34 protein-coding genes are annotated in these 20905 nt (G+C 39.4%); 15 read left to right on the top strand and 19 right to left on the bottom strand.

Translation table 11 applies throughout. The features are described 5' to 3' along the window. The 3 genes from ispE to R5R67_RS14730 form a co-directional block, all read right to left on the bottom strand. The coding region (gene ispE / locus R5R67_RS14740) for a 4-(cytidine 5'-diphospho)-2-C-methyl-D-erythritol kinase (protein WP_140947925.1) at positions 1 to 830 on the bottom strand (830 nt) is incomplete at its 3' end. Between the two features lie 18 nt (positions 831 to 848). Then, on the bottom strand, positions 849 to 1427 hold the full coding sequence (gene lolB, locus R5R67_RS14735) for a lipoprotein insertase outer membrane protein LolB (RefSeq protein ID WP_000039821.1): 579 nt from the start codon (positions 1425 to 1427) through the stop codon (positions 849 to 851). A gap of 4 nt (positions 1428 to 1431) precedes the next feature. Beyond that, entirely contained in the window at positions 1432 to 3141 is a 1710-nt protein-coding gene (locus R5R67_RS14730) for a tetratricopeptide repeat protein (protein WP_001088484.1), read from the bottom strand. Positions 3142 to 3229: 88 nt separating this feature from the next. On the opposite strand from R5R67_RS14730, the gene hemA reads away from it, so the two are divergent. Further along, positions 3230 to 4513 (top strand): glutamyl-tRNA reductase, encoded by a 1284-nt coding sequence (gene hemA, locus R5R67_RS14725; protein ID WP_000007423.1) that lies wholly within the window; start codon positions 3230 to 3232, stop codon positions 4511 to 4513. Here the strand turns inward: hemA and R5R67_RS14720 are convergent. Beyond that, positions 4510 to 6375: a DNA primase gene (locus tag R5R67_RS14720; RefSeq protein WP_001007229.1), complete on the bottom strand. Its 1866-nt coding sequence runs from the start codon at positions 6373 to 6375 to the stop codon at positions 4510 to 4512. The two genes, hemA and R5R67_RS14720, sit on opposite strands and share 4 nt — an antisense overlap. A gap of 158 nt (positions 6376 to 6533) precedes the next feature. Then, the gene (locus tag R5R67_RS14715) at positions 6534 to 7691 is read right to left on the bottom strand and encodes an outer membrane protein assembly factor BamD (protein ID WP_000056815.1); all 1158 of its coding nucleotides are present in this window, start codon (positions 7689 to 7691) and stop codon (positions 6534 to 6536) included. A 71-nt stretch (positions 7692 to 7762) separates the two neighbouring features. Here R5R67_RS14715 and rluD point away from each other — a divergent pair, with 71 nt between their 5' ends. From rluD to R5R67_RS14700, 3 genes are all read left to right on the top strand, one after another. Next, positions 7763 to 8815 (top strand): 23S rRNA pseudouridine(1911/1915/1917) synthase RluD, encoded by a 1053-nt coding sequence (gene rluD, locus R5R67_RS14710; RefSeq protein WP_000199621.1) that lies wholly within the window; start codon positions 7763 to 7765, stop codon positions 8813 to 8815. Between the two features lie 10 nt (positions 8816 to 8825). Then, entirely contained in the window at positions 8826 to 9563 is a 738-nt protein-coding gene (gene pgeF, locus R5R67_RS14705) for a peptidoglycan editing factor PgeF (protein WP_000397523.1), read from the top strand. Positions 9564 to 9784: 221 nt separating this feature from the next. Then, positions 9785 to 10336, top strand: a complete 552-nt coding sequence (locus tag R5R67_RS14700; protein ID WP_000056378.1) for a flavodoxin family protein — start codon at positions 9785 to 9787, stop codon at positions 10334 to 10336. A 39-nt stretch (positions 10337 to 10375) separates the two neighbouring features. On the opposite strand, the gene smpB is transcribed toward R5R67_RS14700, so the two are convergent. The 11 genes from smpB to R5R67_RS14645 all read right to left on the bottom strand — a co-directional run bounded on the left by smpB (position 10376) and on the right by R5R67_RS14645 (position 14297). Beyond that, a complete protein-coding gene (gene smpB, locus R5R67_RS14695) occupies positions 10376 to 10849 on the bottom strand; it encodes an SsrA-binding protein SmpB (RefSeq protein ID WP_001033994.1) in 474 nt (157 codons plus the stop codon). A 101-nt stretch (positions 10850 to 10950) separates the two neighbouring features. Further along, positions 10951 to 11151: a helix-turn-helix transcriptional regulator gene (locus tag R5R67_RS14690; RefSeq protein WP_000401870.1), complete on the bottom strand. Its 201-nt coding sequence runs from the start codon at positions 11149 to 11151 to the stop codon at positions 10951 to 10953. Continuing rightward, entirely contained in the window at positions 11152 to 11421 is a 270-nt protein-coding gene (locus R5R67_RS14685; protein ID WP_046023912.1) for a hypothetical protein, read from the bottom strand. Beyond that, the gene (locus R5R67_RS14680; protein ID WP_057693643.1) at positions 11422 to 11757 is read right to left on the bottom strand and encodes a hypothetical protein; all 336 of its coding nucleotides are present in this window, start codon (positions 11755 to 11757) and stop codon (positions 11422 to 11424) included. Then, positions 11754 to 12236: a methyltransferase domain-containing protein gene (locus R5R67_RS14675; RefSeq protein WP_289356287.1), complete on the bottom strand. Its 483-nt coding sequence runs from the start codon at positions 12234 to 12236 to the stop codon at positions 11754 to 11756. Before R5R67_RS14675 ends, R5R67_RS14680 begins: the two co-directional genes overlap by 4 nt. Continuing rightward, on the bottom strand, positions 12233 to 12616 hold the full coding sequence (locus tag R5R67_RS14670) for a hypothetical protein (protein ID WP_289356285.1): 384 nt from the start codon (positions 12614 to 12616) through the stop codon (positions 12233 to 12235). The genes R5R67_RS14675 and R5R67_RS14670 overlap by 4 nt, the downstream gene beginning before the upstream one ends. Beyond that, positions 12613 to 13221 carry an ERF family protein gene (locus tag R5R67_RS14665; protein ID WP_017394213.1) on the bottom strand — a complete coding sequence of 203 codons (609 nt, stop codon included), beginning with the start codon at positions 13219 to 13221 and terminating at the stop codon, positions 12613 to 12615. The genes R5R67_RS14670 and R5R67_RS14665 overlap by 4 nt, the downstream gene beginning before the upstream one ends. Positions 13222 to 13223: 2 nt before the next feature. Then, a complete protein-coding gene (locus R5R67_RS14660; protein ID WP_289356283.1) occupies positions 13224 to 13538 on the bottom strand; it encodes a hypothetical protein in 315 nt (104 codons plus the stop codon). A 7-nt stretch (positions 13539 to 13545) separates the two neighbouring features. Continuing rightward, positions 13546 to 13758, bottom strand: a complete 213-nt coding sequence (locus R5R67_RS14655) for a hypothetical protein (protein WP_086221763.1) — start codon at positions 13756 to 13758, stop codon at positions 13546 to 13548. Between the two features lie 69 nt (positions 13759 to 13827). After that, a complete protein-coding gene (locus tag R5R67_RS14650) occupies positions 13828 to 14097 on the bottom strand; it encodes a hypothetical protein (protein WP_057991897.1) in 270 nt (89 codons plus the stop codon). Then, positions 14097 to 14297 (bottom strand): hypothetical protein, encoded by a 201-nt coding sequence (locus tag R5R67_RS14645; protein WP_016653796.1) that lies wholly within the window; start codon positions 14295 to 14297, stop codon positions 14097 to 14099. The genes R5R67_RS14650 and R5R67_RS14645 overlap by 1 nt, the downstream gene beginning before the upstream one ends. A 188-nt stretch (positions 14298 to 14485) precedes the next feature. Here R5R67_RS14645 and R5R67_RS14640 point away from each other — a divergent pair, with 188 nt between their 5' ends. Beyond that, positions 14486 to 14695, top strand: coding sequence for a hypothetical protein (locus R5R67_RS14640; protein WP_017725179.1), 210 nt, complete (start codon positions 14486 to 14488; stop codon positions 14693 to 14695). On the opposite strand, the gene R5R67_RS14635 is transcribed toward R5R67_RS14640, so the two are convergent. The 3 genes from R5R67_RS14635 to R5R67_RS14625 form a co-directional block, all read right to left on the bottom strand. After that, positions 14675 to 14953: a hypothetical protein gene (locus tag R5R67_RS14635; RefSeq protein ID WP_000742020.1), complete on the bottom strand. Its 279-nt coding sequence runs from the start codon at positions 14951 to 14953 to the stop codon at positions 14675 to 14677. The genes R5R67_RS14640 and R5R67_RS14635 overlap by 21 nt on opposite strands. 48 nt (positions 14954 to 15001) lie before the next feature. Then, positions 15002 to 15295: a hypothetical protein gene (locus R5R67_RS14630; RefSeq protein WP_024436197.1), complete on the bottom strand. Its 294-nt coding sequence runs from the start codon at positions 15293 to 15295 to the stop codon at positions 15002 to 15004. 382 nt (positions 15296 to 15677) lie between these two features. Further along, a complete protein-coding gene (locus tag R5R67_RS14625) occupies positions 15678 to 16376 on the bottom strand; it encodes a LexA family protein (protein WP_000381818.1) in 699 nt (232 codons plus the stop codon). A 116-nt stretch (positions 16377 to 16492) separates the two neighbouring features. Between R5R67_RS14625 and R5R67_RS14620 the strand changes: the two genes are divergently transcribed. From R5R67_RS14620 to R5R67_RS14575, 10 genes are read left to right on the top strand one after another with little or no spacing between them, the layout of a single operon-like run. Then, a complete protein-coding gene (locus R5R67_RS14620) occupies positions 16493 to 16741 on the top strand; it encodes a YdaS family helix-turn-helix protein (protein ID WP_000099229.1) in 249 nt (82 codons plus the stop codon). Positions 16742 to 16751: 10 nt separating this feature from the next. Next, positions 16752 to 17126, top strand: coding sequence for a helix-turn-helix domain-containing protein (locus tag R5R67_RS14615; protein WP_000049343.1), 375 nt, complete (start codon positions 16752 to 16754; stop codon positions 17124 to 17126). Between the two features lie 40 nt (positions 17127 to 17166). Then, the gene (locus tag R5R67_RS14610) at positions 17167 to 17325 is read left to right on the top strand and encodes a hypothetical protein (protein ID WP_318754940.1); all 159 of its coding nucleotides are present in this window, start codon (positions 17167 to 17169) and stop codon (positions 17323 to 17325) included. Continuing rightward, a complete protein-coding gene (locus R5R67_RS14605) occupies positions 17325 to 18158 on the top strand; it encodes a hypothetical protein (RefSeq protein WP_114676259.1) in 834 nt (277 codons plus the stop codon). The genes R5R67_RS14610 and R5R67_RS14605 overlap by 1 nt, the downstream gene beginning before the upstream one ends. Beyond that, entirely contained in the window at positions 18158 to 19474 is a 1317-nt protein-coding gene (locus R5R67_RS14600) for a replicative DNA helicase (RefSeq protein WP_318754937.1), read from the top strand. The genes R5R67_RS14605 and R5R67_RS14600 overlap by 1 nt, the downstream gene beginning before the upstream one ends. Beyond that, positions 19471 to 19728, top strand: coding sequence for a hypothetical protein (locus R5R67_RS14595; protein ID WP_309004356.1), 258 nt, complete (start codon positions 19471 to 19473; stop codon positions 19726 to 19728). The genes R5R67_RS14600 and R5R67_RS14595 overlap by 4 nt, the downstream gene beginning before the upstream one ends. After that, positions 19725 to 19901 (top strand): hypothetical protein, encoded by a 177-nt coding sequence (locus R5R67_RS14590; RefSeq protein ID WP_318754936.1) that lies wholly within the window; start codon positions 19725 to 19727, stop codon positions 19899 to 19901. Before R5R67_RS14595 ends, R5R67_RS14590 begins: the two co-directional genes overlap by 4 nt. Then, positions 19898 to 20290 (top strand): hypothetical protein, encoded by a 393-nt coding sequence (locus tag R5R67_RS14585; RefSeq protein WP_318754934.1) that lies wholly within the window; start codon positions 19898 to 19900, stop codon positions 20288 to 20290. The genes R5R67_RS14590 and R5R67_RS14585 overlap by 4 nt, the downstream gene beginning before the upstream one ends. After that, positions 20283 to 20552 (top strand): hypothetical protein, encoded by a 270-nt coding sequence (locus R5R67_RS14580; RefSeq protein ID WP_001288626.1) that lies wholly within the window; start codon positions 20283 to 20285, stop codon positions 20550 to 20552. The genes R5R67_RS14585 and R5R67_RS14580 overlap by 8 nt, the downstream gene beginning before the upstream one ends. Continuing rightward, the gene (locus R5R67_RS14575; protein WP_318754933.1) at positions 20539 to 20904 is read left to right on the top strand and encodes an HNH endonuclease; all 366 of its coding nucleotides are present in this window, start codon (positions 20539 to 20541) and stop codon (positions 20902 to 20904) included. Before R5R67_RS14580 ends, R5R67_RS14575 begins: the two co-directional genes overlap by 14 nt. Position 20905 lies beyond the last annotated feature (1 nt).

Raw genomic sequence — 20905 nt, 5'->3', positions numbered from 1 at the left:
CTTGCAACTTTAAAATGACGTAAAGGAGATTCTTTTAAACTATGTACCAAGTAAGCTTTACATGGTGCATGTTTAAGAATGTCATCAACATTCATTTCATCGGTTACCTCAGCAAAAACACAAGCACCTGTACCTGTAAGCTTTGCATGACCAAACTGGTCGAGATATTGCATTGCTTCTTCAACTTCAGGGTATAACTCTCTAGCCAGAGGCTCAAAGTTATTTCCGAAATTAGAAGGTTCTAACTGATAGGCGCAAAATGTAGTGGGCTTAGAATCTCTTGTCAATGTTTTTTGTGAAAAAAGCAGTTGAGTGCTGATAAAACAATCAGGTTTTAAAACAATGAATTGTTTTTGATCTAAGTCTATGAATGATAAATGTTCACCAATCCCTTCAGCCCATGCATTTAACCCATAAATAAAAATTGGAACATCGGCACCAAGCTTGACACCGAACTGAGCTAATTGTTCTTCAGTTAGACCACATTGCCATAATTGATTTAAGACAATAAGCGTCGTTGCTGCATTGGAAGAACCGCCACCTAAACCGGCACCCATCGGAATATTTTTTTCAATTTTTATATGGAGTCCGCAAGGATTTTGAGCGTGAGGGCGTAATATCTGTGCCGCCCGATAAATCAGATTTTGCTCAAGTTGAACTTCACCTAAACCTTCAATCTGAATCTCATCTTCAGATAAAGGCGTAAATGTCATCCAGTCATATAAATCAATAAGTTGGAAAATGGTTTGTAGTTCATGGTAACCATTTTCACGACGTCCTGTGATATGCAAAAACAGGTTGAGCTTAGCTGGAGAAGGTACTCGAATCATAGATTTATATAATAAGGATTAGCGGTTTTGGATCACCATTGTAATACGGTTTTCTTTATCTTCAGCAAGAGCCTGCTTTAAAACCAGTTTATTTGGTAGAGTTTGTTCACCATCATAACTAAAATTAACTGTCCAGCCATCTTCGATGAGTTGGCTCACACGATTTGCATTATCTTTACTAATTTGAGCATTTAAAGTTGCAGGTTTCGCTAAAATCCAACTGGTTAAATGAGTAATTGGTGCTTGCCAGCCAGTTGCACGCTCTAAAAGTTCTTCAGGAGATGCAGCCGTAATCAGTCCAGTTTTAGCACTGTTTAGAGTAACTTCACCAGGTTTACCCTGAATTTGTGTTTTTCCAACACCTAAAATACCGCTTAATTCGATATCGAAATTGTCTTGCTGTTGAATCCATGTAAAGAATGCACTACCAGTTTGTTGGGGGGTGCGTACTCCAATTTTACCTTGTAAATTGAAGTGTTTTTCGTCTTGTACTTGGTGGGTAACTGCAGCTTTAGGTTGAGTAAAATGCTGACAACCGGTTAAAAATAAAACACTTGATCCACAGATCGCTGTGCACAGTTGGGCAAGTTTGCTCATAAATTTAACTCTTTTTTGCAGATGTAGGTAAAATTAACGCATCAAGTTGTTGTAATTGTGGATCATTTGCGTGCTTTTGTTTCAGTTGTTGTAACACGGCACTGAACTGAGTTAATGATCCTTGCATATAAAGTGCCTTAGCGTAACGAATGCCAATATTTATGTTATGACTTAGTTCATATGCTTTGCCTAAAGCTTCCGCAGCCGCTTCATAATCATTTTGTAAAAATGCGATATAGCCTAGCGTATCCAGAATAGAAGCTTGTTCAGGGGCATATTCTAAAGCCTGTTCAGCATATTGACGTGCTTCCTTAAGCCTACGATTTTGCAAAGCTAATGTATAAGCATAGGCGTTTAGATACGTTGGGCTATTGGGTTCTAACTGCAATAATTGTTTGAGTGTTTTATCGAGTTTATCGCGGTCAGTATAAGGGTCTAATAATAAAACTTCTGCATAGATGAGTTCCGGATCATCTGGTAAGTTTTTGATCGCTTCATCTAATAAGTTTAATGCAGCTTTTTTATTGCCCATCTTCTTCAAAATTTCAGCTTGAGCTTGGTAGAGAAAGCTTGCATGCTGAGGATAATTGACTCGCTCTTGGGTTAAAAAGCGTAAAGCATCGTGTAGGTTTTCTTGTTTATCATAGATTGCAATGAGATTGCGTCTTGAAACAATATACAAACTACCATCGACTAAACGGTAGTAAGCTTTAGCAGTTTCATAATGTTGTTTTCTTTCAGCATTAATCGCTAAGTAGTAATACGCCTCATTTTGATATTTTGCAGAGTTGCGTAAATCAACCAGATATTGTTCTGCTTTGTCATATTGCTTAAGGTCAATACTGGTTAAACCAGCAATAAACAAAGCCTCTTCAGCATGAGGATTGCTTTCAATAATTTTCTCTAATTTTTCAAGAGCAAGCTGGGGTTGATTAATCTGGATGAGGTAACGTACTTCGGCTAGGCGAATATCTAGGTTTTTCTTATATTTGCGGCTTGATTTTGCATACCATTTTAAAGCACCTTCCTGATCACTGAGTGCGATTAGTAAATTGGCTTTCATTAAGATAAAGCTGGTCACTTTAGGGCGACGGCGTAGTGCGCGATTAATAGTACTTAAGGCTGGTTCTAACTGACCATTTTGTGCTTCTAGGTTGGCAATAAGCGCTAAGATGGATGGGTTGTCTTTCTCTGCACTAGAACGTAAAGCGGTTAATAAAACTTCTCGATCCTGTGCATTTTCAGGTGCAATGCTTGCCAAAATTTGTTCAAGATCGGCAGTTGGATCTATTTTTAAAATTTTATCTAAAGTCTCGGCAGCAAGCTGATATTCGTGTGTTTTTAGCGCAATATGCGATAAATAAAATAGAGCAGGGACATCTTTAGGCTCTTGAACAACCCAATGTGTTGCAATATTTAATGCAGCTTGTAAGTCGTTATATTCAAGTGCAACGTCTAATGCACGCTGTTTAATTGTTGTTGAGTTGCTTTTTATCGCAAGCACTGTGTAATTGTGCAGTGCTGTGGGAATATCGTCATAAGCTAAGGCAAATTCAGCGACCATACTCTGCTGTAAAGCCTGATCAAATGAATGCACGGCATAGGTCTCTTGCACTGGACGTGCATAGACATATGAGGACATGCTACCTAACAATAAGAATGTGGTAGAATACTGTCTTATCGAAGCACCGTTAAAATTAATACGGCTATTCATTTGACGCAATTTTTATTGATCCAAAGTAATGCTTTTTATGACACCGATGTTGCACAATAGCATAAATTTAGCGAAATGATGATCTGATATGTCTTTCTTTGCATTGGGTGTCAACCATCAAACAGCTTCTGTAGAACTCCGCGAGCAAATTGCTTTCAATGCAGAGCGATTAAGTAATTTGCTTGCCGAACAACGTCATCACGAGTCTTTAAAAGACTTAGTGGTTGTCTCAACGTGTAACCGTACAGAAGTCTACGCCATGGCGGAAGATGCCGAAAGCCTTCTGAAATGGTTAGCCGATGCCAATAATATTGATGTAAAGCAGTTAATTCATCATGTTTATCGTTACGAAAATGCTCAAGCCATCACACATTTAATGCGTGTAGCAAGTGGTTTGGACTCACTCATGTTGGGCGAACCGCAAATTTTAGGGCAGGTGAAAAGTGCTCTAGCATTGTCTAAAGAAGCGCAAACAGTTTCTCCAGAATTAAATAGTGTATTTGAGTACGCTTTTTACGCCGCTAAACGTGTGCGCTCTGAAACAGCTGTAGGTAGTCATGCCGTTTCAATGGGTTATGCAGTTGCCCAGCTCGCTTTACAGGTTTTTAGTAAACCTGAAAAGCTAACGGTTATGGTGGTTGCTGCAGGCGAAATGAACAGCCTTGTTGCCAAGCATTTAGCTGAAATGGGCGTTGCCAAGATGATTATTTGTAATCGTAGCCGTGAACGTGCTGATCAATTGGCCCAAGAAATTGCACATCAAGTTGAAGTTGAGATTATTGATTTTTCAGATTTGGCTGAGAATCTATATCGTGCCGATGTTGTTTCAAGTTGTACGGGTAGTTTGCATCAGGTTATTGCTTATGCAGATGTCAAAACTGCATTAAAAAAACGCCGTTATCAGCAAATGTTAATGGTCGATTTAGCTGTACCGCGTGATATTGACCCTAAAGTAGAGTCGCTTGATGGGGTGTATTTATACGGCGTAGATGATCTACAAAGTGTGATCGATGAAAACTTGGCTCAACGTCGTCAAGCGGCTGTTGAAGCTGAGGTGATGGTTAATCAGCTAGCTACCCAGCTAATTACGCATCAAAAAGTCAAAGAGGCGGGCAGTACAATTCATGCTTACCGCCAACATAGTGAAGAAATTAGTCAGCGAGAGCTTACCCATGCATTAGAGGCTCTGCATCATGGTGGAAATCCTGAGCAAGTGTTGCAGCAATTTGCCCATCGTTTGACGCAAAAACTAATACATCCTACCTCTATGTTGTTGCGTGAAGCTGCAAAAGCAGAGAGCCCAGACTATTTTGAATGGTTACAGCAGCATTTACAGGATGTATTTGATCATGAGCGAAAACCTAAACGTTAAGAAAGAAGTCTTAAGCTAATCTGTTTGGTAAGTTCATTGAGTTGTTGTCTTAAGTTTCTTGACTCAACTAATGAGATTTTAGATTTTAGTTTTTGACGTAAATATCTTTCTTGTAAGCCTAAAGCATATTCTTTTGCGAGTTTATCTGCTACTTCCGGTGCTTGAGTTAAGGCTTGAATGTTGGTCCTTTGCATAATATCTGCAATTTCATGGCAATAACTGCTACAAGCACCTAAAACATAATAGGTAGCTAGTTCTTGGTCATCAGGCAATTCGTCAAATATACGGTTTAAAATTGCTAATATTTTAGCCAACAACTCATCTTGCGGAATATAAGCCCGTAATCCTTCAAAATGAATATAAAGAAACGGATGGTGCATCAAAATTGCAATTGCAAAGTCTTCATCTTTCGTTTGAATATTAAAAGATAGGGATGCATCGTGGCTAATTTGTGGAGTGAAGCGCTTACCTAAGCCTAATTTTTCACGGAAAGATTGGGTTAGTAGATAGCGAAAAGACCCTTGTTTTGGTAATAACTCGGTCAATTCTCTTAATTCGCCCATAACAAGACTTTTACCTTCGGGCGTACTAATGTCATGTTGCCCAGTAAGATGAGCAAAAACAAAGTCAGAAAGTAAAGGAGCTTGCTGTAGAAGCTTCTGGAAGTTTTCCACTCCTTCACGGCGGATTAAAGAGTCAGGGTCATGGTCATTTGGCAATACAAAGAATTTGAGCTCACGACCATCATTGAGTAAGGGTAATGCAATTTCTAAAGTTCGGCGTGCGGCCTTTTGACCTGCAGCATCACCGTCAAAAGCAATCGTAATCCGGTTATTTTGTTTAAATAAGATATTAAGGTGTTCGGTATTACTTGCTGTTCCTAAAGTCGCAACTGCACCAGTAATGCCATATTGCTGTAAAGCAATGACATCCATATATCCTTCGACCATTAACCAGTCATTTGCTTTTAATTTTCGGCCTTCATATAGCCCATACAGTAATTGATTTTTATGGAATACTTCCGAATCGGGCGAGTTGATGTATTTAGGCTTAATTTCATCATTGAGCGCACGACCGCCAAAGCCAACTACACGACCTTTAGGGTCCCGAATTGGAAAAATAACACGATCACGTAAAAGGTCGAAGTCACGACCACTATCGCTTGAACGGATGAGGCCAAGCTGCTTTAAGCCCTCAATATCATAAGGGAAAGCTTTTTCCAGATGCTGCCAGTCTTCAGGAGCATAACCTAAACGCCAGAACTGAATAGTCTGGTCACTTAAACCGCGTTGCTTAAAGTAATTTTTAGCTTTTTGACTAGTCGGTAATTGATGTTCATAAAACTGGGCAACATTTTCTAGAAGGTCATATAAATTACCTTCTTGTACTGGCTCATCAAAGCTAAATGGCTGTTCAAACTGGGCAAAGGGATCATCAAAATATACGGGTTCAAACGTATTGTACTGATCTTCTATAGGTGCTTGAGTAGTCGGTTCAGCAACCGTTTTGGGCGGTGTTGATGGTTTTGTAACTTGGCGTGTATAAGACAGTTTTTTATTATCAGTATTATCTTTTGGTAATTCGACTCCCGTATTACTCGATAATTCCTTCATCACATCAATAAAGTTTCGGTTATCAATGTCCATTAGGAAGCGAATAGCATTTCCGTTCGCCTGACAGCCAAAGCAGTGATAATACTGTTTATCGCGGTAAACATGGAAAGAAGGCGTTTTCTCTTGATGAAAAGGGCAACAACCAGAATAAGTTCGTCCGGTTTTTTTCAGTTTCACACGTTGACCAATCAGATCGACAATATCTGTGCGATCTAAGATCTGATCAATCGTATGCTGTGGAATTGCCATAATTCAGATAACCGTGTTTAAACTAATGATGCGATAGGTCAGATTATTCTGACATGATGAATCGAGATATGCCCGATAAATATTTTACTATTTTATAAAAACAAACAGGCAAGTGATATTACTTGCCTGTTTGTTGGTTATTTTTAAGCTTTTATTGCTTATTGAGCAGCGTCATCTGCTTCGTTATCTGCTGGTGAGGCACTCGGTGCTTCACTCGAAGATGTTGCTGGTACAATTGTTGCGCCTTCTGCTGCTTTTGGCTCAGGTTTATCTAATAAACCGAAGCTTAAGCGATTAGTCCAACTACGTTCACTTTTTGGTGCTTCAACAGGTGTGTTAGTTGTTTCTTCAGTTTCTTCTTTACCCGAGTTACCAATTAAACCAAAGCTTACGCGGTTTAGTAGACTACGTTTTGGTTCAGCTTCAGAAGAAGTAGTCGTATCTGGTGTTACAGACTTAGATTCACGACCAAGAATACCTAAGGTTGCACGGTTGATCCAGTTACCTTCTTTACGTGCAGCACGCATGTTGACAGTGCCGTTTTTATTGACAAGGCTCGGATAATTAAGTTTTAAAACTTCAATGTATTGTTGCGAAGTTGCCTTATCACCTAATTGATCATAGCTATATGCCAAAGTTGCTAAAGCTTCTGGTACTTGAGGTGTTTGTGGATAGTGTTCAATCACCCATTGTGAACGTTCAGCCGCGGCAATCCACGCTTTACGTTTAACGTTAAAACGCGCTGCATTCATTTCACTTTCAGCAAGCTCTTGTCCAATAAACTTCATACGCTGTGCTGCATCGACAGAATACTGGCTACTTGGGAAGCGACGGATAAGATCAACAAAGTTTTGATATGCAACTTTTAAATAACTCACATCACGGTGAGATTGTTGCAAAGAGGTGTAACGCAACAAGCTATCGTAGTTCATCTCCATATTAGATACGCCACGTACGTAGTAAGCATAATCTACATTTGGATGCTGAGGATTTAAACGAATAAAACGTTCTGCGAGTGCAATCGCACCTTCATAATCTTTTTGCTTAAATTTTGAATAGAGAAGTTCAAGTTGTGCTTGTTGTGCGTATTGTCCAGTTGGATAATAAGTATCAATCGCTTCTAAAGATTTAGTAGCGTCAAGATATTGACCACGATCAAGAGCTTTTTGAGCCTTGTCAAAATATGCTTGTTCACTAGATTGAGGGCCAGTATCGACCACTTCTTTTTTACTTGGATTGCTGCTACAGCCCACAAATGCAGACGCTACACCTAAAGATAAGGCAAGCATCGTAATTTTATAACGTGGTAGCGACATAAAAACTCCTCTGTTATGTTGGGCAATGAGCTACAATTGCGCTATTAAACCACTTTTATCTAAATGATCAAATGACTTCAGCACAATCTTCAAACACAAACTTCTCTGAAACAGACTTCAATTTACTAGAAGATTCTGAGGATGCAGATAACCATACTTCTGATACAACTGCAACACGTTTATCGTTGCAAGTTCAGTTAGATGAAAGCTACTTAGGGCAACGTATCGACCAAGTGGCAGCCATGGTGTGGAGTGAGTTTTCACGCGAAAAACTTAAACAATGGATGAAAGAAGGTCATCTGTTGGTAAATGGTAACATTGTCAAACCTAAGTATCGCTGCGAAGGCAATGAAACGCTAACTTTAAATGTTGAGCTTGAAGCACAGACCAACAGTCAACCAGAAAATATTCCACTCGATATTGTTTACGAAGATGAAGATATTTTAGTCATTAATAAACCAGTAGGTATGGTGGTTCATCCTGGCGCAGGTAATACCTCGGGTACTTTGGTCAATGCTTTGCTTTACCATTCACCCAAGTCAGCCGAGCTTTCACGTGCTGGTCTAGTACATCGTATTGATAAAGATACCAGTGGTTTACTAGTTGTTGCTAAAAATCTCGAAGCACAATTTTCTTTGAGTAAACAATTGGGAGATAAATCTGTTTATCGTATTTATGACTTAGTCACTTATGGCAATATTATTGCAGGTGGCACAATCGATGAGCCGATAAAAAGACATCCGGTTGACCGTGTAAAAATGGCAATTTTGCCGGGTGGGCGTGATGCTGTAACGCACTATAACGTGAAAGAGCGTTTTAGAGACTTTACTCGTGTACAAGCGCAACTTGAGACTGGCCGTACCCACCAGATTCGCGTTCACTTTAGTTATATTGGACATGGTTTGGTCGGTGACCAAGTTTATATGAACCGTGTACGTATTCCGGCGGGGGCATCTGAGTTACTCATCGAAACTTTACGCGGTTTTAAACGCCAAGCACTTCATGCAGCTAAATTGGGCTTAAAACATCCTCGTACTGGTGAAGAAATGTTATTCGAAGCACCATGGCCTGAAGATTTTACGCAGTTGGTTAATGTTTTACGTACAGAAAACGCTGCATATTAAGGACTGGTATATGGAATTTGTTCAAGGTTTACCTCAAGGCGTATTCGTAGGGCAGACACGAGTTCATCACCCTTTGGCATTGCCAACAGAGCTAACAGAGCTAACAGGTTTTAATCTTGCTTTGCACGTTAAAGACGAAGCTCAGCGTGTCCAGCAGCATCGGATGATGCTGTTAGATGAATTTGCTCAGTTTGGGGTTAAAAAAATGACATGGATGACCCAAACACATAGCACGATTTGCCATACAGTAAATGAACAAATTCCCTTTACAGCTTTAATTGGCGACGGCTTGATTACGCAAACCCAAGGTCATGCGTTAATGATGATGACAGCCGATTGTTTACCTGTCGTGCTTGGTAATGCTGAAGGTACAGAAATTGCTAACTTACATGCAGGGTGGCGAGGTTTAGCGGGAGGTATTATTGAAAATACAGTTGCTGCAATGCAGATCCCTCCAACATGGGCATGGTTGGGTGCAGCGATTAGTCAACCTTGCTTTGAAATTGGAGCAGAGGTAAAAACTGCTTTTTGTAGTAAATATCCTGAATTGGAAACTGCATTTATTGATGGGGCAGCCCCAAATAAATTTCATGCTGATTTGTATGCAATTGCTCGTTTTATCTTACAGAGCCTAGGAGTTGAAAAAGTTTTAGGGGGAGATCAGTGTTCATACCAACAGCAAGATGAATATTTTTCTTATCGCCGTGATGCTAAAACTGGCCGTATGGCAACTTTTGTTTTTATGTAGTTTTGAAAAATCATATTTCTTCTTAAGGATATGGTTGTTTTAATAATACTCTCTTATGTTGTTTTAAATTTCAAAATAGCATAAGAGAGTTTTTTATTTTGAACTTTCCATATTTATTCAAAAAATTAAGGCCAGTACTGAGATTTCATGTTTAGAGAACAAGGTTTAGCAAGTTTTAATAAAATGATAAAATAGAAAAAATCGCTCAAAATATTAAGCTTATGTCTTTGCCTGAAAAACATCTTTCTATTGTCTATCACAGTCCCTATGGTCACACTGCAAAGGTAGCGTCTGCTATCGCAAGTGGCGCCGAAGTGATGGGCGTCAAAGTACATGTGATGAATATTGAGCATATTGATTGGGATGTTTTAGATGCCTCACAGGGCATTATTTTTGGTTCCCCAACTTATATGGGAAGCGTAACTGCCGATTTTAAAAAGTTTATGGATAGTACATCCAAACGTTGGAAAAATCGTTTATGGCAGGGTAAGTTAGCAGCGGGTTTTGCAAATTCGGGCGGTTTAAGTGGTGATAAACTGGCGGTTCTGCAACAACTTAACATTTTTGCGATGCAGCACGGCATGTTGTGGTCAGGTTTACCTTTAATGACAACAGGCCATACTGAAACCGATTTAAACCGTTTATCGAGCTGTTTAGGGTTGATGACTCAATCAGATAATGCACCTGTTGAAATTACACCGCCGCAAGGTGATTTAGATACTGCTAAATGGTTTGGTGAATATATTGCTGGGCTTTTATATAGATTAAATTAGTGAAAAATAAAAAAGCCTCTATAGAGGCTTTTTAGTCTATTACTTATGAAATATACGTGCTTTATCACGTTGCCAGTCACGTTCTTTTTCAGTCGCTCGTTTATCGTGAAGTTGTTTACCTTTCACGAGTGCAATTTCAAGCTTAACCAGATGACCTTTCCAGTAACATGCTAATGGAACGCACGAATAACCTTTTTGGTTGACCGCACCCATAAGCTTTTCAAGTTCACGACGAGATAATAATAATTTTCGTGTACGTGTAGCTTCCGGCACAATATGTGTAGATGCAGAAAGGAGTGGTTGAATCTGAGCACCAAATAAGAATGCTTCACCATTTTTAAAAATGACATAACTTTCTGTCAAACTCATACGACCGGCACGTAAAGATTTTACTTCCCAGCCTAGTAAAGACATGCCAGCTTCAAATTTTTCTTCGATAAAATAATCATGACGGGCACGTTTGTTTTGTGCAATGGTTCCGCCATTATGTTTCTTTACAACTATCTTGTTCATCTTAACCTTTTGAAAATGATCAATTAAATTCTAAATGGCTAGAGTGTTACCCGTTTAATTACCCGTTTTTAAACACACTCGACTTAAAAGAAAGCCTGCAATTAGCAGGCTATCATATCAGAATTATCTTTGTGTTTTTCGACAACTTTCTTAACACTTGATTCGTGCCAAAATACCTCTTTGTCACTTACCTTGATAGGTTGAGGAATTTCACCATTCTTAATCATGCGATAGAATTTAGTGCGGCCAATAGACATCAGCATCATAAACTCTTTAGCACGTACACGACGATCAATTTCCATTCACCCCTCCATTTCATTAAACTTCTTAACGATTGCTTTTTTGGCCTTCATCAAAAAGTACTCACGTTCACTATCTTCAAACTTTCCATCGCCAAGCATTTCTTGAGAATACAAAATGGTCTCATCACCACAATCAGGATAATCAACTCTAAATTCGCCATGTCTTAAGCGGAGATATCCAATCTGTTGACCTTGAAAAACTGCAATATATTGTTCAGGGCTTTCATCACAAGTTTTGATTAGTTCAACTTCATCCGTAGTCAATAACATTCACCCCTCCTTACTTTCCGCTTTAGGCTTTGCCCACCACAAACAAGGCCCATCTTCTGTATCAAAACCTGCAATGAGAAAGGCATCTTTTATAGGTGCTTGTGGTTTCCAGTTTGACCAATCTGCACAGTCGTCTTCAGGAATTTCTGGAATATCCCAATATTCCAAACGCTCAACAAGAATTTCTACACCAAGATTAATTTGAAGCTGCGCCCATTGTTCCTTTGTATAAAATTCAGCATTTTCACCAATAGTGTCGTGCTTCTCTATATCAGGGTGGAACCAGCAGCTATCTAAATTGTCTGGTACTTGTGTTGGTTGTATTTGATATTTCATCCCTCAGCTCCCTCAATCTTCATAAAAGTAATCCAATGTGTATTGCTACGTTTTCCGCTAATGTGGCCAAACAATGGTTTTTGATCTGTCAGTTCTAAAAGTTCACTTACTTTGACCTGTGTTTCATTCCATTTGAAAATTAAAACACCGCCATTGGCCAACACACGAAAGCACTCTGCAAAACCTTTTCGAATATCTTCGCGCCAATCTTCTGACAACTTCCCGTACTTGGCAGCTAACCAACTTTGCTTTCCTGCTTTAACTAGGTGAGGAGGGTCAAACACGACTAAAGTGAATTGGCCATCTTTAAATGGCATGTCGCGAAAATCCATCATCACATCTGGTTCAATCACTAAAGAACGACCATCACACAATGTGTGTTCTTCTTTTCTGATATCGCCATAGACTACATTTGGATTTTGACGATCAAACCACATCATACGAGAGCCGCAGCATGGATCTAAAATTTTTGCATTCATCCCTCAGCTCCCGATTCGCTTTTAACTAATTGCTCAATGAATTCTGCCAACTCATTTGCGCCAACAACAAATTCCTCACCATCTAATTCCATTGCTTGTGTAGATTGAACTGCAATCCATGATTGAATTTCATTGATAGTTTGATCTGGCACCGCCTGAGCTTTGGCTTTTTCTAGCTCTGCATCACGATGCTTTGCACATCTAAGCCAAGCATCCCAACGGCTATTCATGTTGCTTATTTCTTTCTGAGCAATGTCAGAAGGATTGTTTGATCTAGTCATAAACAGTTCATGCTCATGACTAAAAATAATGTCTCTTCTTCCTTTGTAATATTGGAAGGTATTTAGAAAAGCCTCTCTTTCCTTATTCAAATCTGTCATGCTGCCCATCCTTCTTTGTCACGTTTAGCACCAATTGATTTCTTAATTTGTTCAGCATAATTTGTAGCTTTAAATTTGTTCCAGATTGACACTAGAATCGAATAACTCTCTGCATTCTCAATATCTTTAAGCGCTTTTTGAAACTCGGCTTTTAATTGGTTTTGATACTGGTTTTGCTGTGAAACCTGCTGATTTTGGTATTCATCAGAATCAGCATCCTTGGAGTCATCAATAAGAAACAATCCATTTAAAGCGTACTTTCTAGCATATGAACTTGACGCTCCAAATGTTTGAGCAACATCCATCCCTTTTTTATTAACTTCAACACCTGCCTCTGCTTGAACTACAGTTTCTTTGCCTTTGCTATCAATAAACTTAGCAATAGCAGTTACGATAGGGATGCCGCACAATTCTTTTGACTGATCTGATAGAACCAAAGTACAGTTATATTTGTGCAATAAAGGCTTTACCGCCTCAAGGATTGACTCACAAGATCGGTAATTGTATTTCCCGAATGAGTTGAATTTATCCTTAGGGGCTTTAAGTTCATGTTGAATAGCCACCAAATCCTCAATGACCAGCGTATTATTAACTTGTGCATTCATCGTTAATCACCTTTATATTTCGAATTTGAATAAATCGGAGACGATTCACTAGTCGTTTCGTCTTTCTTAACTACGACTTGATTAACTGGTCCGCATTTGTAATTCGGTTCTTTCTCACCGATTGGCGTGCAGTGTTCTAGAGTTAATGCCCATCTTTTCCAAGATTTTGAAAGGGCATCCCAGTAGAACATCTGATCTTTATTTGCTTTCAATTTCCAATCGCTGCCACCGAAAGTGCTGTAGTGAGTTGCTTCATCTTCTTCACCAACACTAAAACCAAATTGTTCAAGAAATTCTGTATTGAAGAAAAAGCCCATACACACCTCACGCTTTAATAGTCGCTAAAAGGTTTGCAGTGTGTAGACGCTCCATTTCTGCAATCTTGCTTTGCCAGTTACGGTATTCTTTAGAGTCGATGTCACCACGTTGGAAGGCATATTCCACTGCACCAGCTAACAGTTCAGGATGCTTGCTTAAGTCTTTCAAAAGCTTTGACTCAGTAGCAGCATCAAACGAGATATTGGCTAACATATTCATTAGATAATCCCCCAGTGAACCGCCAAGATGAGGTTGAATAACCCAATGAAACTAGCTAGTGCTATGTAGTTATCCATGAGAGGGCTCCTTAGCTAAAGGCTCTTCATAAATCCATAGAGTTTTGCCACTGCCATAACGAACAGAGTAGACGCCTGTTCCATCTGTATTGATGATCACACCAAGGTCATAAGCAGCTTGGCGATCAGTAATTTCAAATCCTTTTGCTTTCATGCGACTTACAACACCTCTCGTGTAAGGGCGCTTGCCTTCTGCTTTAGCGTCTTTTACACATTGAAGAACTTGTAATTGACGTTCTGATAAATTGAGAGAACTTGACATCACTTCACCCCCTCAACCTGAACTAAAACATGCTCTTGATGCTTTTGGGTTTGATCTGCATCTGCTTTAAAGAAGGCAAAGGCACTGAAAGCTAGAATCACAAATACGCTTGCCATTACCAAGCCAGAGTTAGAGTGTCTAATGGTCTGCTTACGGTTCTGATTCTTGATCAGCTTTGCTATTAATGCTTTTTCTGTCATACTTATCTCACTCTTTGAGTAAAAGTCCCTGTCCGTCGAAAGCTAGGGGCTTTTTTGTTGGTTGGTGAGATATAATTTAGTATTTACTAAATATTTAGTCAAGAACTTTAGTGAATTTATTTGGTGAAAAATTTCGTATACACTAAAAATAAGAAAACCCACACGGGGTGGGTTATTTGGAGTTTGTTATGGGCGAGAAAAAGCAAGAGTATGCAATTATCCCAAAGGGTAGTTGTGTAAGCATTATGGGGTGTCGCATCACCTTAGCGGAGGATACTAAGGTTGAGGGTAATCAAGCTAATATTGATTACATCCTCAAAGATCAAGAAAATTTTAACAGAGGTATTGGTGTTGTTGGTGGGGCTTTAAGTAATCAATTAAAAGAAAGTGGTCTTTAATGGATCAACTAATTTTTGCTCAACATTATAAGAAGCCCAATCATTTAGATCAATTTTAGCAACAAAAATTGTATCATCGTGATCAACATAAGATTTTAAAAAATCTCTTATCTGTGATGAAGTATAAGTGGTTTTTACAATAAATTGAGACAAGGTTGGTTTAACCCAGACCGTTCCCGACAGAGCATCGATACCCTCTTGAAGTCGAGTATAGTTTTTAATCTTATGTAGATCGTATGTAATTGAGTATGCTGCCATTTATTTTCTCCACCCGATCTGTTGTAAAGACTGTGTCGGGTTCACAGTTTAAATTTCTTGCTGCCCTGAAAACTCAATTCTTGAAAGAAAGCCAATGGGTAAAGCTATTTGCTCTCCTGTGATGGTTTCAAAATTAACCCAAATTGCTGATGCTTCATTCTCAAAATTAATACTAGTTAGTTTTACCAGATTATAGGGTTCTGCTTTGCCAGACATGATTATGTTAAAGCGACAATTTTCCTCACGAACATAGGAGATGAGCATTTGGTGTATTGCCGTCTGCTCAGAGCTTGTTAAGCCTCTATATTCGTGTAGTTCCGGTGGCTTGTATTTTTTGCTCATGGTATTTGCTATTAATTATCAGTTTATGTATTTTTAAAAATAAGGGTGAGGGGGAGTTCGAACCTCCCCCTCGGTGCTTACCAAGTGAAGAATTTGAATATCGATAAAAAGTCGATTTTTATCTTTAATCTAAATCCATTCTTAGTTCGCAGTTCCAGTAAAAACATGGCATAAACCTTGTAATTGCTGGTAGGCACCTACCAATATAATTGGTAACTTATATAGCGCTATGCCTAGCGCTTGCCCTGAAAGTGTGCGCACACCGTAGGGGCGTCAGCTCACTATTGACACTGGACCTTGTCCTGCTCCCTGAGCAACGTATCTTTAGATCACCTTTAGCAGCTTCCTAGGCTGCAATTCGGGATTAGGTGTCCCGAATCCTTTAATGAGTTATTTCCCTATTGTGTCTCACCACAACCCCAATAATTGATATTTCAATTTGTGTTGAGTTGTAGGTTGGGTAATCAGGGTTTAGTGGTACTAGTTCAACAACATCAACTCCAAATTCATTAATACCAATCACTCTGTACTTTTTGAAAGTTGTTCTTGCTATTCCATGTTGGACTTCTTGAGCAATTACAAGCGATCCAGGTTTAGGTTCAAGAGATGCATCAACAACAATTTCATCGCCAGCCTTAAATTCTGGTGACATGCTATTTCCTTCAACTTTAAGAGAGAAAACGCACTCTGGCTTATATCCTTGATATGTTGTGTAGCTTTCTCCAATAGGGTTTATTCCATCATAGCCAACATCATGGAATAGACCTGCTTGGACATAATCTAATAGGGGAATTGTTCGAAGGTTATTCTTGGTTGGTCCAACATTACTTTCAGACACAATAGGGCTTTGATCTTCTTGGTTTTCAAGATCTAAATAACCATTAGGCCAGCCTACTTTTTTCTCTAAGTTCCTAGCAGCTCTCTCGCCAAAACTACCGTGACCATTAATCATTTGTGAAATATGGCTCGTACTTAAGTCGTAATGTTCGCAAAAAGCTGCATCACTCTTAAATTTCCCAGATTCGATTAAAGCATCAATAGCTTTTCGCAGATTTCTGCGTCTTCTTGCAACAGTATCCATAAGCTCTATTTCATATAGTTTTTAGTAAAAAGTAAATTCGTATTCGCTAAATATCTGTTGACTTGTTTAGTGATTAAAATTAGTATTTACTAAATAAATCACTAAAGGAGATAACTATGTCTTCTTCAAACACAGAACAGCTTAAAGCTTACTTATCGAAGATGACTGTTGAAGAACGAAAAGCCTTTGCAAAAGCATGCCTAACGACTTTAGGGAATCTTCAACAAATTATTTATGTCAACAAAAAATGTGGTGCTGCATTAGCTATTCGAATTGATAAAGAAAGTGAAGGAAAAGTTCCTTGTGATGAACTTTGTCCTGATGTCGATTTCGATTATGTCCGCAGCCAAGCATTAACCGCTTAGGAACTAAACCATGAGCAAAGTATCAACCGAATTGAGTGCAAGGGCTAGAAATGAAGTTTCTAGAGTTTTGCAAGCCCTTGCATCAAGCAATCAAAGTCAGGTTGCTGAACAGTTGGGGATTGATCCAAGCACATTATCACGAATGAAAAATGATAGAAAATCCAATGGCTTGACTGAGCTTGAGAACTGTTTAGTGCTATTGGATGTTCTTGGATTCAAAACTGTCCTCAAGAAATATCGAATGATTAGCGAGGAAAAACTAAATGCGCTTTTTGTGATGTCAAAAGCGTGGATGGAAAGCAAGCAAACCATTGACGATCTTTTTCAAGATGACATTGAAGATTTCGGAATGTGTTTTGAGCTTGGATATAAAGAAAAAGCCTGATGGTGACAATCAGGCTTAGTGTTCAAACAAGGTGGACCAAATGAACTATTCAATATTAGCAGACATTGAACTAAATCGGAAGATTAGTTTGTTTCAAAAAGCGGTTGAGGCTTATGTGCTTAATCGAACTCTCGAAAACTCTATGGCATTGGCTAAAGCAAAAGCTGAATTAGCTGCACTTGTATTGAGAGGTGTTTGATGGGTGCATTGAAGCAGGCTGAAATTATTCCAATTTCAAAAGGTAAGGGCAATATGACAGACAAGTTCGAGGAGGGTCATGTTCGCTCAAGCTGGCAATACAGACGTGATGTATATCCGTTCATTTCTGATGCTGCTCGACATGTCTACTTCATGCTCGAGAGCTACATCAGTGGGTTCAATAAAGAATCGGATTATGTTAGCTACTCACAATTACAGGAAGAGAAGCGTCACAAAGACAATCCCAAAGCTAGAAAATCAAGCTCAAAAACCGTTAGTAAAGGGCTTGAGGAATTAATTTCATTGGGTGTTATCAGTGTTATTTCTACACATCCGAAATTAGGAAATCAGTACAAAATTAACGAAGTTTCGCTGTCTGACCACTTTACTAAGGAAAGTACTTCACCTAGTACAGCACTTTACCTAGTAAAGCACGAGCACTTTACTAAGGAAAGTACGAGCACTTTACCTAGTAAAGACACAATAGATAATACTTATAGAAATAATTATAGAGAGAGTGACGCTCAACAAAATCCAGTCGATGAAATTCTAAAGATCTGGACACCTAATCTTCATCAACTCAATTCTTGGTTACAACGTTCTGGTTTACCAAAAATCAGCCAAGCGCAAGTTGACGAGTTACTTCTTGAAATCAACCCACACTACGAAAACAAAATCATCACTGGTGCAGTAACAAGCACTCAGATGTATTCAAACTTTGTGAAGTGGGTTAAGCGTGACTACAAGCTCGTAGAGCGTTTACTCCAACAGGCTAGCGGTGTTGCACAAAACATCAATCCTTCTGAACTCAAAGCAGACATGGGGGATTGGTAATGTCAAATATTCATAATATCCCAATGGAACAAGCGGTTCTTACAGCTTTAATGACTGTGGATAAATCGTTTGACGTTGTAAGCAATGATCTTGATGTTGAGTGCTTCTTTCCAGAGCGCCATAAGCAAATCTTCCAGGCTATTGCCGACCTTGCTAACGAAAACAAACCTTATGACTTCGTTATGGTTGAGCAGCAGCTTAAACAAAAAAACGTAATTCATTTGATGGGTGGTTCTGAATACCTGCTTCAAATGAGCAGTGAAGCGCCTTCAAGCTTTTACAACCTAGAGTCTTATGTTGCTGAGTTGAACAAGTTCAAGGCACACCGTGAAGTTGAGCATATCGGGAAAAGCATTGCAGAGATTGCTAAAGACTTAACAATACCTGACGTTCATATTGCGGCAGAAAGCATCCTGGATGGAAAGAAAACTTCAAACGATGTTGAGAAGACTAGCTTCACTTTTGAAGAAGCAATGAACCGCGCTACAGACCGTTTGATTCAAAAGGCTGAGGCCAAAGCTAACAAGCAATACACAGGCGTAAAGTTCAACTTAACCCAACTGGATAACCTGGTTGGATTAATTCAAAAAGGGCACTTCTGCATCGTTGGTGGTCGTCCTGGTTCTGGTAAATCAACACTGGCGCAAATGTTAGTAATTCAAACAGCAGTGCAATACAACGAGCCTGTATTGGTTGTGTCTGCTGAAATGGATGTAGAGACATTCGCAAACCGTTGTATCTCAGCTTTAACCAAAATTCCTTATGACAACATTCATAACGCTGAATTATTTGATGGGATGTTGGCTCAATTTGCAGATGCTCAAAGACGATTCAGTTCTTTGCCAATCCATATCGAAGACAAGCAGAAACCTACAATTGCAGAAATACATTCTTGGGCGCGTAAAGCTAAGCGCAAGTACAAAAAACTAGGGTGCATCGTAATTGATTACCTTCAATTGGTACGCGACCCAAACAAGAAAGACCGTTACCAGGAAGTAAGTTCTATTAGCCGTGATTTAAAAGCATTGGCTAAAGAGTTTGATTGTCCTGTTATCGCGTTGGCTCAACTTAATCGTGAGTCGGAGAAAGGGAAGCGTCCAAAAGCGTCGGATCTAAAAGAATCAGGCCAGATTGAGCAGGATGCAGATCAAATCATCCTAGCGAATCCAATTATTGGTGAAGACGACCTGCCATCAGGTGTTACTGAATTAATCGTTGCTAAAAACCGTCATGGCAAGAAAGGCGTAGTTCGAGTTATGGACCGCTTAGATATTTGCCGTTTTGTGACTATTCGAAAAGAAGGAACGGCAGCATGAAAACATTAAATAGAACTAAGAAATTGAACTTTGATGATCAACTTAGCTTGCTCATGTTCGGTTGTCATGCGACTGCGCCTTTCAATGTCAAAGACGTGAAGGAATCAGTGTTTGATTTCAATCGAGGAACAATTTATAGCGCTCTTCAAAAGTTTGTTGAGTGGAACTATTTCGAGCGTGTCGGCAAGAACCATTACAAAGCTACCCAATACGCTAAAGACATCCTGAATGTAAAAGGGGAGCTAAAAGCATGATCGAATTTGTTGATTACACCTCAATGATGAAGCTGCGTAGAGCTTATAACCTCGGCACTCGCAACAAAGAAACAAGAGCAGCAGCGAACCTATACGAGAAATTAAGAAAGCTGAAAATGCTAGACCAGCTCAAGCAGAAAGCCATTACTAAACGTTACAAGGAGGCGGTATGAAACCAGAACAGTTTATTCGTGATTTCGGGGTGAAGAAGGCGAGAGAGGTGGTTGAGGGGGTGCCTGAAGGTGCAACTCACTACGGGCTAAGACAATACCGCCAGTGGGAAGGTCGAATTCTAAAAACATTTACAGAAGGGTCTTGGCGTTCAACTGCTGTTTTTGGTGGAAATCTTAGATTTATTGAAGATGACTGCCTGTGTATTCAAGACCTCAAGCGTCTGGTGGAGTCAGTTGATTTGGTTAAAAAACTAGGTGGACGATCTGGTGCTATTCGTGAGTATTTTGAGTATGTCCATAGTGGGAAATCTGAATTAGATATTCGCCCTAATGAGCTTGCAAGAGCAATTAAAGACCACGAATCAATATACGGAGCCAGCCATGAGTGAGTTTAAAAAAGGCGACATCCTAGTTAATCAAACGGCTGTTAATTCAGGTCTTGTTGAGCTGCTGTACGAACATAAGCACTACTTTCATGGCTTTAGCAAAGACTTTGGAATCATAACAATTGCTAAGAAGAAACTTGATAGGTATCGCAAAGCAACTGAAGCAGAAAAGCAGATAGGGCTCCGCATTGACTGCGAAGTATTAGACAAACCAGAAAACCACATCAGCCCGCTTTGTGAGGTGAAAGATCATGAGGCTAAATAAAAAACAACGCGAAGAGTTAAAACAGAAGTATGACGGCCATTGTGCCTATTGTGGTGAGTTGCTTGGCGATAAGTGGCATGCAGATCATCTAGTTGCAGTAGTCCGTGACTTAACTACAGGAAAGCCAGAAAAACCTGAAAACGATGTCTATGAAAATTTAATGCCAGCATGCACTGCTTGTAATCACAATAAGCGCTCATTGTCTTTAGAGTCTTGGCGCTCTCTTCTTGCGCACTATCGTGACATTCAAGTGCCTCGTGACTGCTCTCAGATACGCCACTTAATGCGCTTTGGATTGGTTGAGTTCATCCAGAAGCCTGTGACCTTTTACTTTGAATCAAAGGATGTTTGAG

It is taken from the genome of Acinetobacter sp. OYA S30 (genome assembly GCF_033599315.1).
Lineage (GTDB): Bacteria > Pseudomonadota > Gammaproteobacteria > Pseudomonadales > Moraxellaceae > Acinetobacter > Acinetobacter baumannii.
This window is presented reverse-complemented; position numbering and strand designations above follow the sequence as displayed.

Excerpts from the sequence above, each read along its gene's own strand:
- lolB (WP_000039821.1), bottom strand. The coding sequence starts at position 1,427 with ATGAGCAAACTTGCCCAACTGTGCACAGCGATCTGTGGATCAAGTGTT.
- R5R67_RS14730 (WP_001088484.1), bottom strand. The coding sequence starts at position 3,141 with ATGAATAGCCGTATTAATTTTAACGGTGCTTCGATAAGACAGTATTCT.
- hemA (WP_000007423.1), top strand. The coding sequence starts at position 3,230 with ATGTCTTTCTTTGCATTGGGTGTCAACCATCAAACAGCTTCTGTAGAA.
- R5R67_RS14720 (WP_001007229.1), bottom strand. The coding sequence starts at position 6,375 with ATGGCAATTCCACAGCATACGATTGATCAGATCTTAGATCGCACAGAT.
- R5R67_RS14715 (WP_000056815.1), bottom strand. The coding sequence starts at position 7,691 with ATGTCGCTACCACGTTATAAAATTACGATGCTTGCCTTATCTTTAGGT.
- rluD (WP_000199621.1), top strand. The coding sequence starts at position 7,763 with ATGACTTCAGCACAATCTTCAAACACAAACTTCTCTGAAACAGACTTC.
- pgeF (WP_000397523.1), top strand. The coding sequence starts at position 8,826 with ATGGAATTTGTTCAAGGTTTACCTCAAGGCGTATTCGTAGGGCAGACA.
- R5R67_RS14700 (WP_000056378.1), top strand. The coding sequence starts at position 9,785 with ATGTCTTTGCCTGAAAAACATCTTTCTATTGTCTATCACAGTCCCTAT.
- smpB (WP_001033994.1), bottom strand. The coding sequence starts at position 10,849 with ATGAACAAGATAGTTGTAAAGAAACATAATGGCGGAACCATTGCACAA.
- R5R67_RS14690 (WP_000401870.1), bottom strand. The coding sequence starts at position 11,151 with ATGGAAATTGATCGTCGTGTACGTGCTAAAGAGTTTATGATGCTGATG.
- R5R67_RS14685 (WP_046023912.1), bottom strand. The coding sequence starts at position 11,421 with ATGTTATTGACTACGGATGAAGTTGAACTAATCAAAACTTGTGATGAA.
- R5R67_RS14680 (WP_057693643.1), bottom strand. The coding sequence starts at position 11,757 with ATGAAATATCAAATACAACCAACACAAGTACCAGACAATTTAGATAGC.
- R5R67_RS14675 (WP_289356287.1), bottom strand. The coding sequence starts at position 12,236 with ATGAATGCAAAAATTTTAGATCCATGCTGCGGCTCTCGTATGATGTGG.
- R5R67_RS14670 (WP_289356285.1), bottom strand. The coding sequence starts at position 12,616 with ATGACAGATTTGAATAAGGAAAGAGAGGCTTTTCTAAATACCTTCCAA.
- R5R67_RS14665 (WP_017394213.1), bottom strand. The coding sequence starts at position 13,221 with ATGAATGCACAAGTTAATAATACGCTGGTCATTGAGGATTTGGTGGCT.
- R5R67_RS14660 (WP_289356283.1), bottom strand. The coding sequence starts at position 13,538 with ATGGGCTTTTTCTTCAATACAGAATTTCTTGAACAATTTGGTTTTAGT.
- R5R67_RS14655 (WP_086221763.1), bottom strand. The coding sequence starts at position 13,758 with ATGAATATGTTAGCCAATATCTCGTTTGATGCTGCTACTGAGTCAAAG.
- R5R67_RS14650 (WP_057991897.1), bottom strand. The coding sequence starts at position 14,097 with ATGTCAAGTTCTCTCAATTTATCAGAACGTCAATTACAAGTTCTTCAA.
- R5R67_RS14645 (WP_016653796.1), bottom strand. The coding sequence starts at position 14,297 with ATGACAGAAAAAGCATTAATAGCAAAGCTGATCAAGAATCAGAACCGT.
- R5R67_RS14640 (WP_017725179.1), top strand. The coding sequence starts at position 14,486 with ATGGGCGAGAAAAAGCAAGAGTATGCAATTATCCCAAAGGGTAGTTGT.
- R5R67_RS14635 (WP_000742020.1), bottom strand. The coding sequence starts at position 14,953 with ATGGCAGCATACTCAATTACATACGATCTACATAAGATTAAAAACTAT.
- R5R67_RS14630 (WP_024436197.1), bottom strand. The coding sequence starts at position 15,295 with ATGAGCAAAAAATACAAGCCACCGGAACTACACGAATATAGAGGCTTA.
- R5R67_RS14625 (WP_000381818.1), bottom strand. The coding sequence starts at position 16,376 with ATGGATACTGTTGCAAGAAGACGCAGAAATCTGCGAAAAGCTATTGAT.
- R5R67_RS14620 (WP_000099229.1), top strand. The coding sequence starts at position 16,493 with ATGTCTTCTTCAAACACAGAACAGCTTAAAGCTTACTTATCGAAGATG.
- R5R67_RS14615 (WP_000049343.1), top strand. The coding sequence starts at position 16,752 with ATGAGCAAAGTATCAACCGAATTGAGTGCAAGGGCTAGAAATGAAGTT.
- R5R67_RS14610 (WP_318754940.1), top strand. The coding sequence starts at position 17,167 with ATGAACTATTCAATATTAGCAGACATTGAACTAAATCGGAAGATTAGT.
- R5R67_RS14605 (WP_114676259.1), top strand. The coding sequence starts at position 17,325 with ATGGGTGCATTGAAGCAGGCTGAAATTATTCCAATTTCAAAAGGTAAG.
- R5R67_RS14600 (WP_318754937.1), top strand. The coding sequence starts at position 18,158 with ATGTCAAATATTCATAATATCCCAATGGAACAAGCGGTTCTTACAGCT.
- R5R67_RS14595 (WP_309004356.1), top strand. The coding sequence starts at position 19,471 with ATGAAAACATTAAATAGAACTAAGAAATTGAACTTTGATGATCAACTT.
- R5R67_RS14590 (WP_318754936.1), top strand. The coding sequence starts at position 19,725 with ATGATCGAATTTGTTGATTACACCTCAATGATGAAGCTGCGTAGAGCT.
- R5R67_RS14585 (WP_318754934.1), top strand. The coding sequence starts at position 19,898 with ATGAAACCAGAACAGTTTATTCGTGATTTCGGGGTGAAGAAGGCGAGA.
- R5R67_RS14580 (WP_001288626.1), top strand. The coding sequence starts at position 20,283 with ATGAGTGAGTTTAAAAAAGGCGACATCCTAGTTAATCAAACGGCTGTT.
- R5R67_RS14575 (WP_318754933.1), top strand. The coding sequence starts at position 20,539 with ATGAGGCTAAATAAAAAACAACGCGAAGAGTTAAAACAGAAGTATGAC.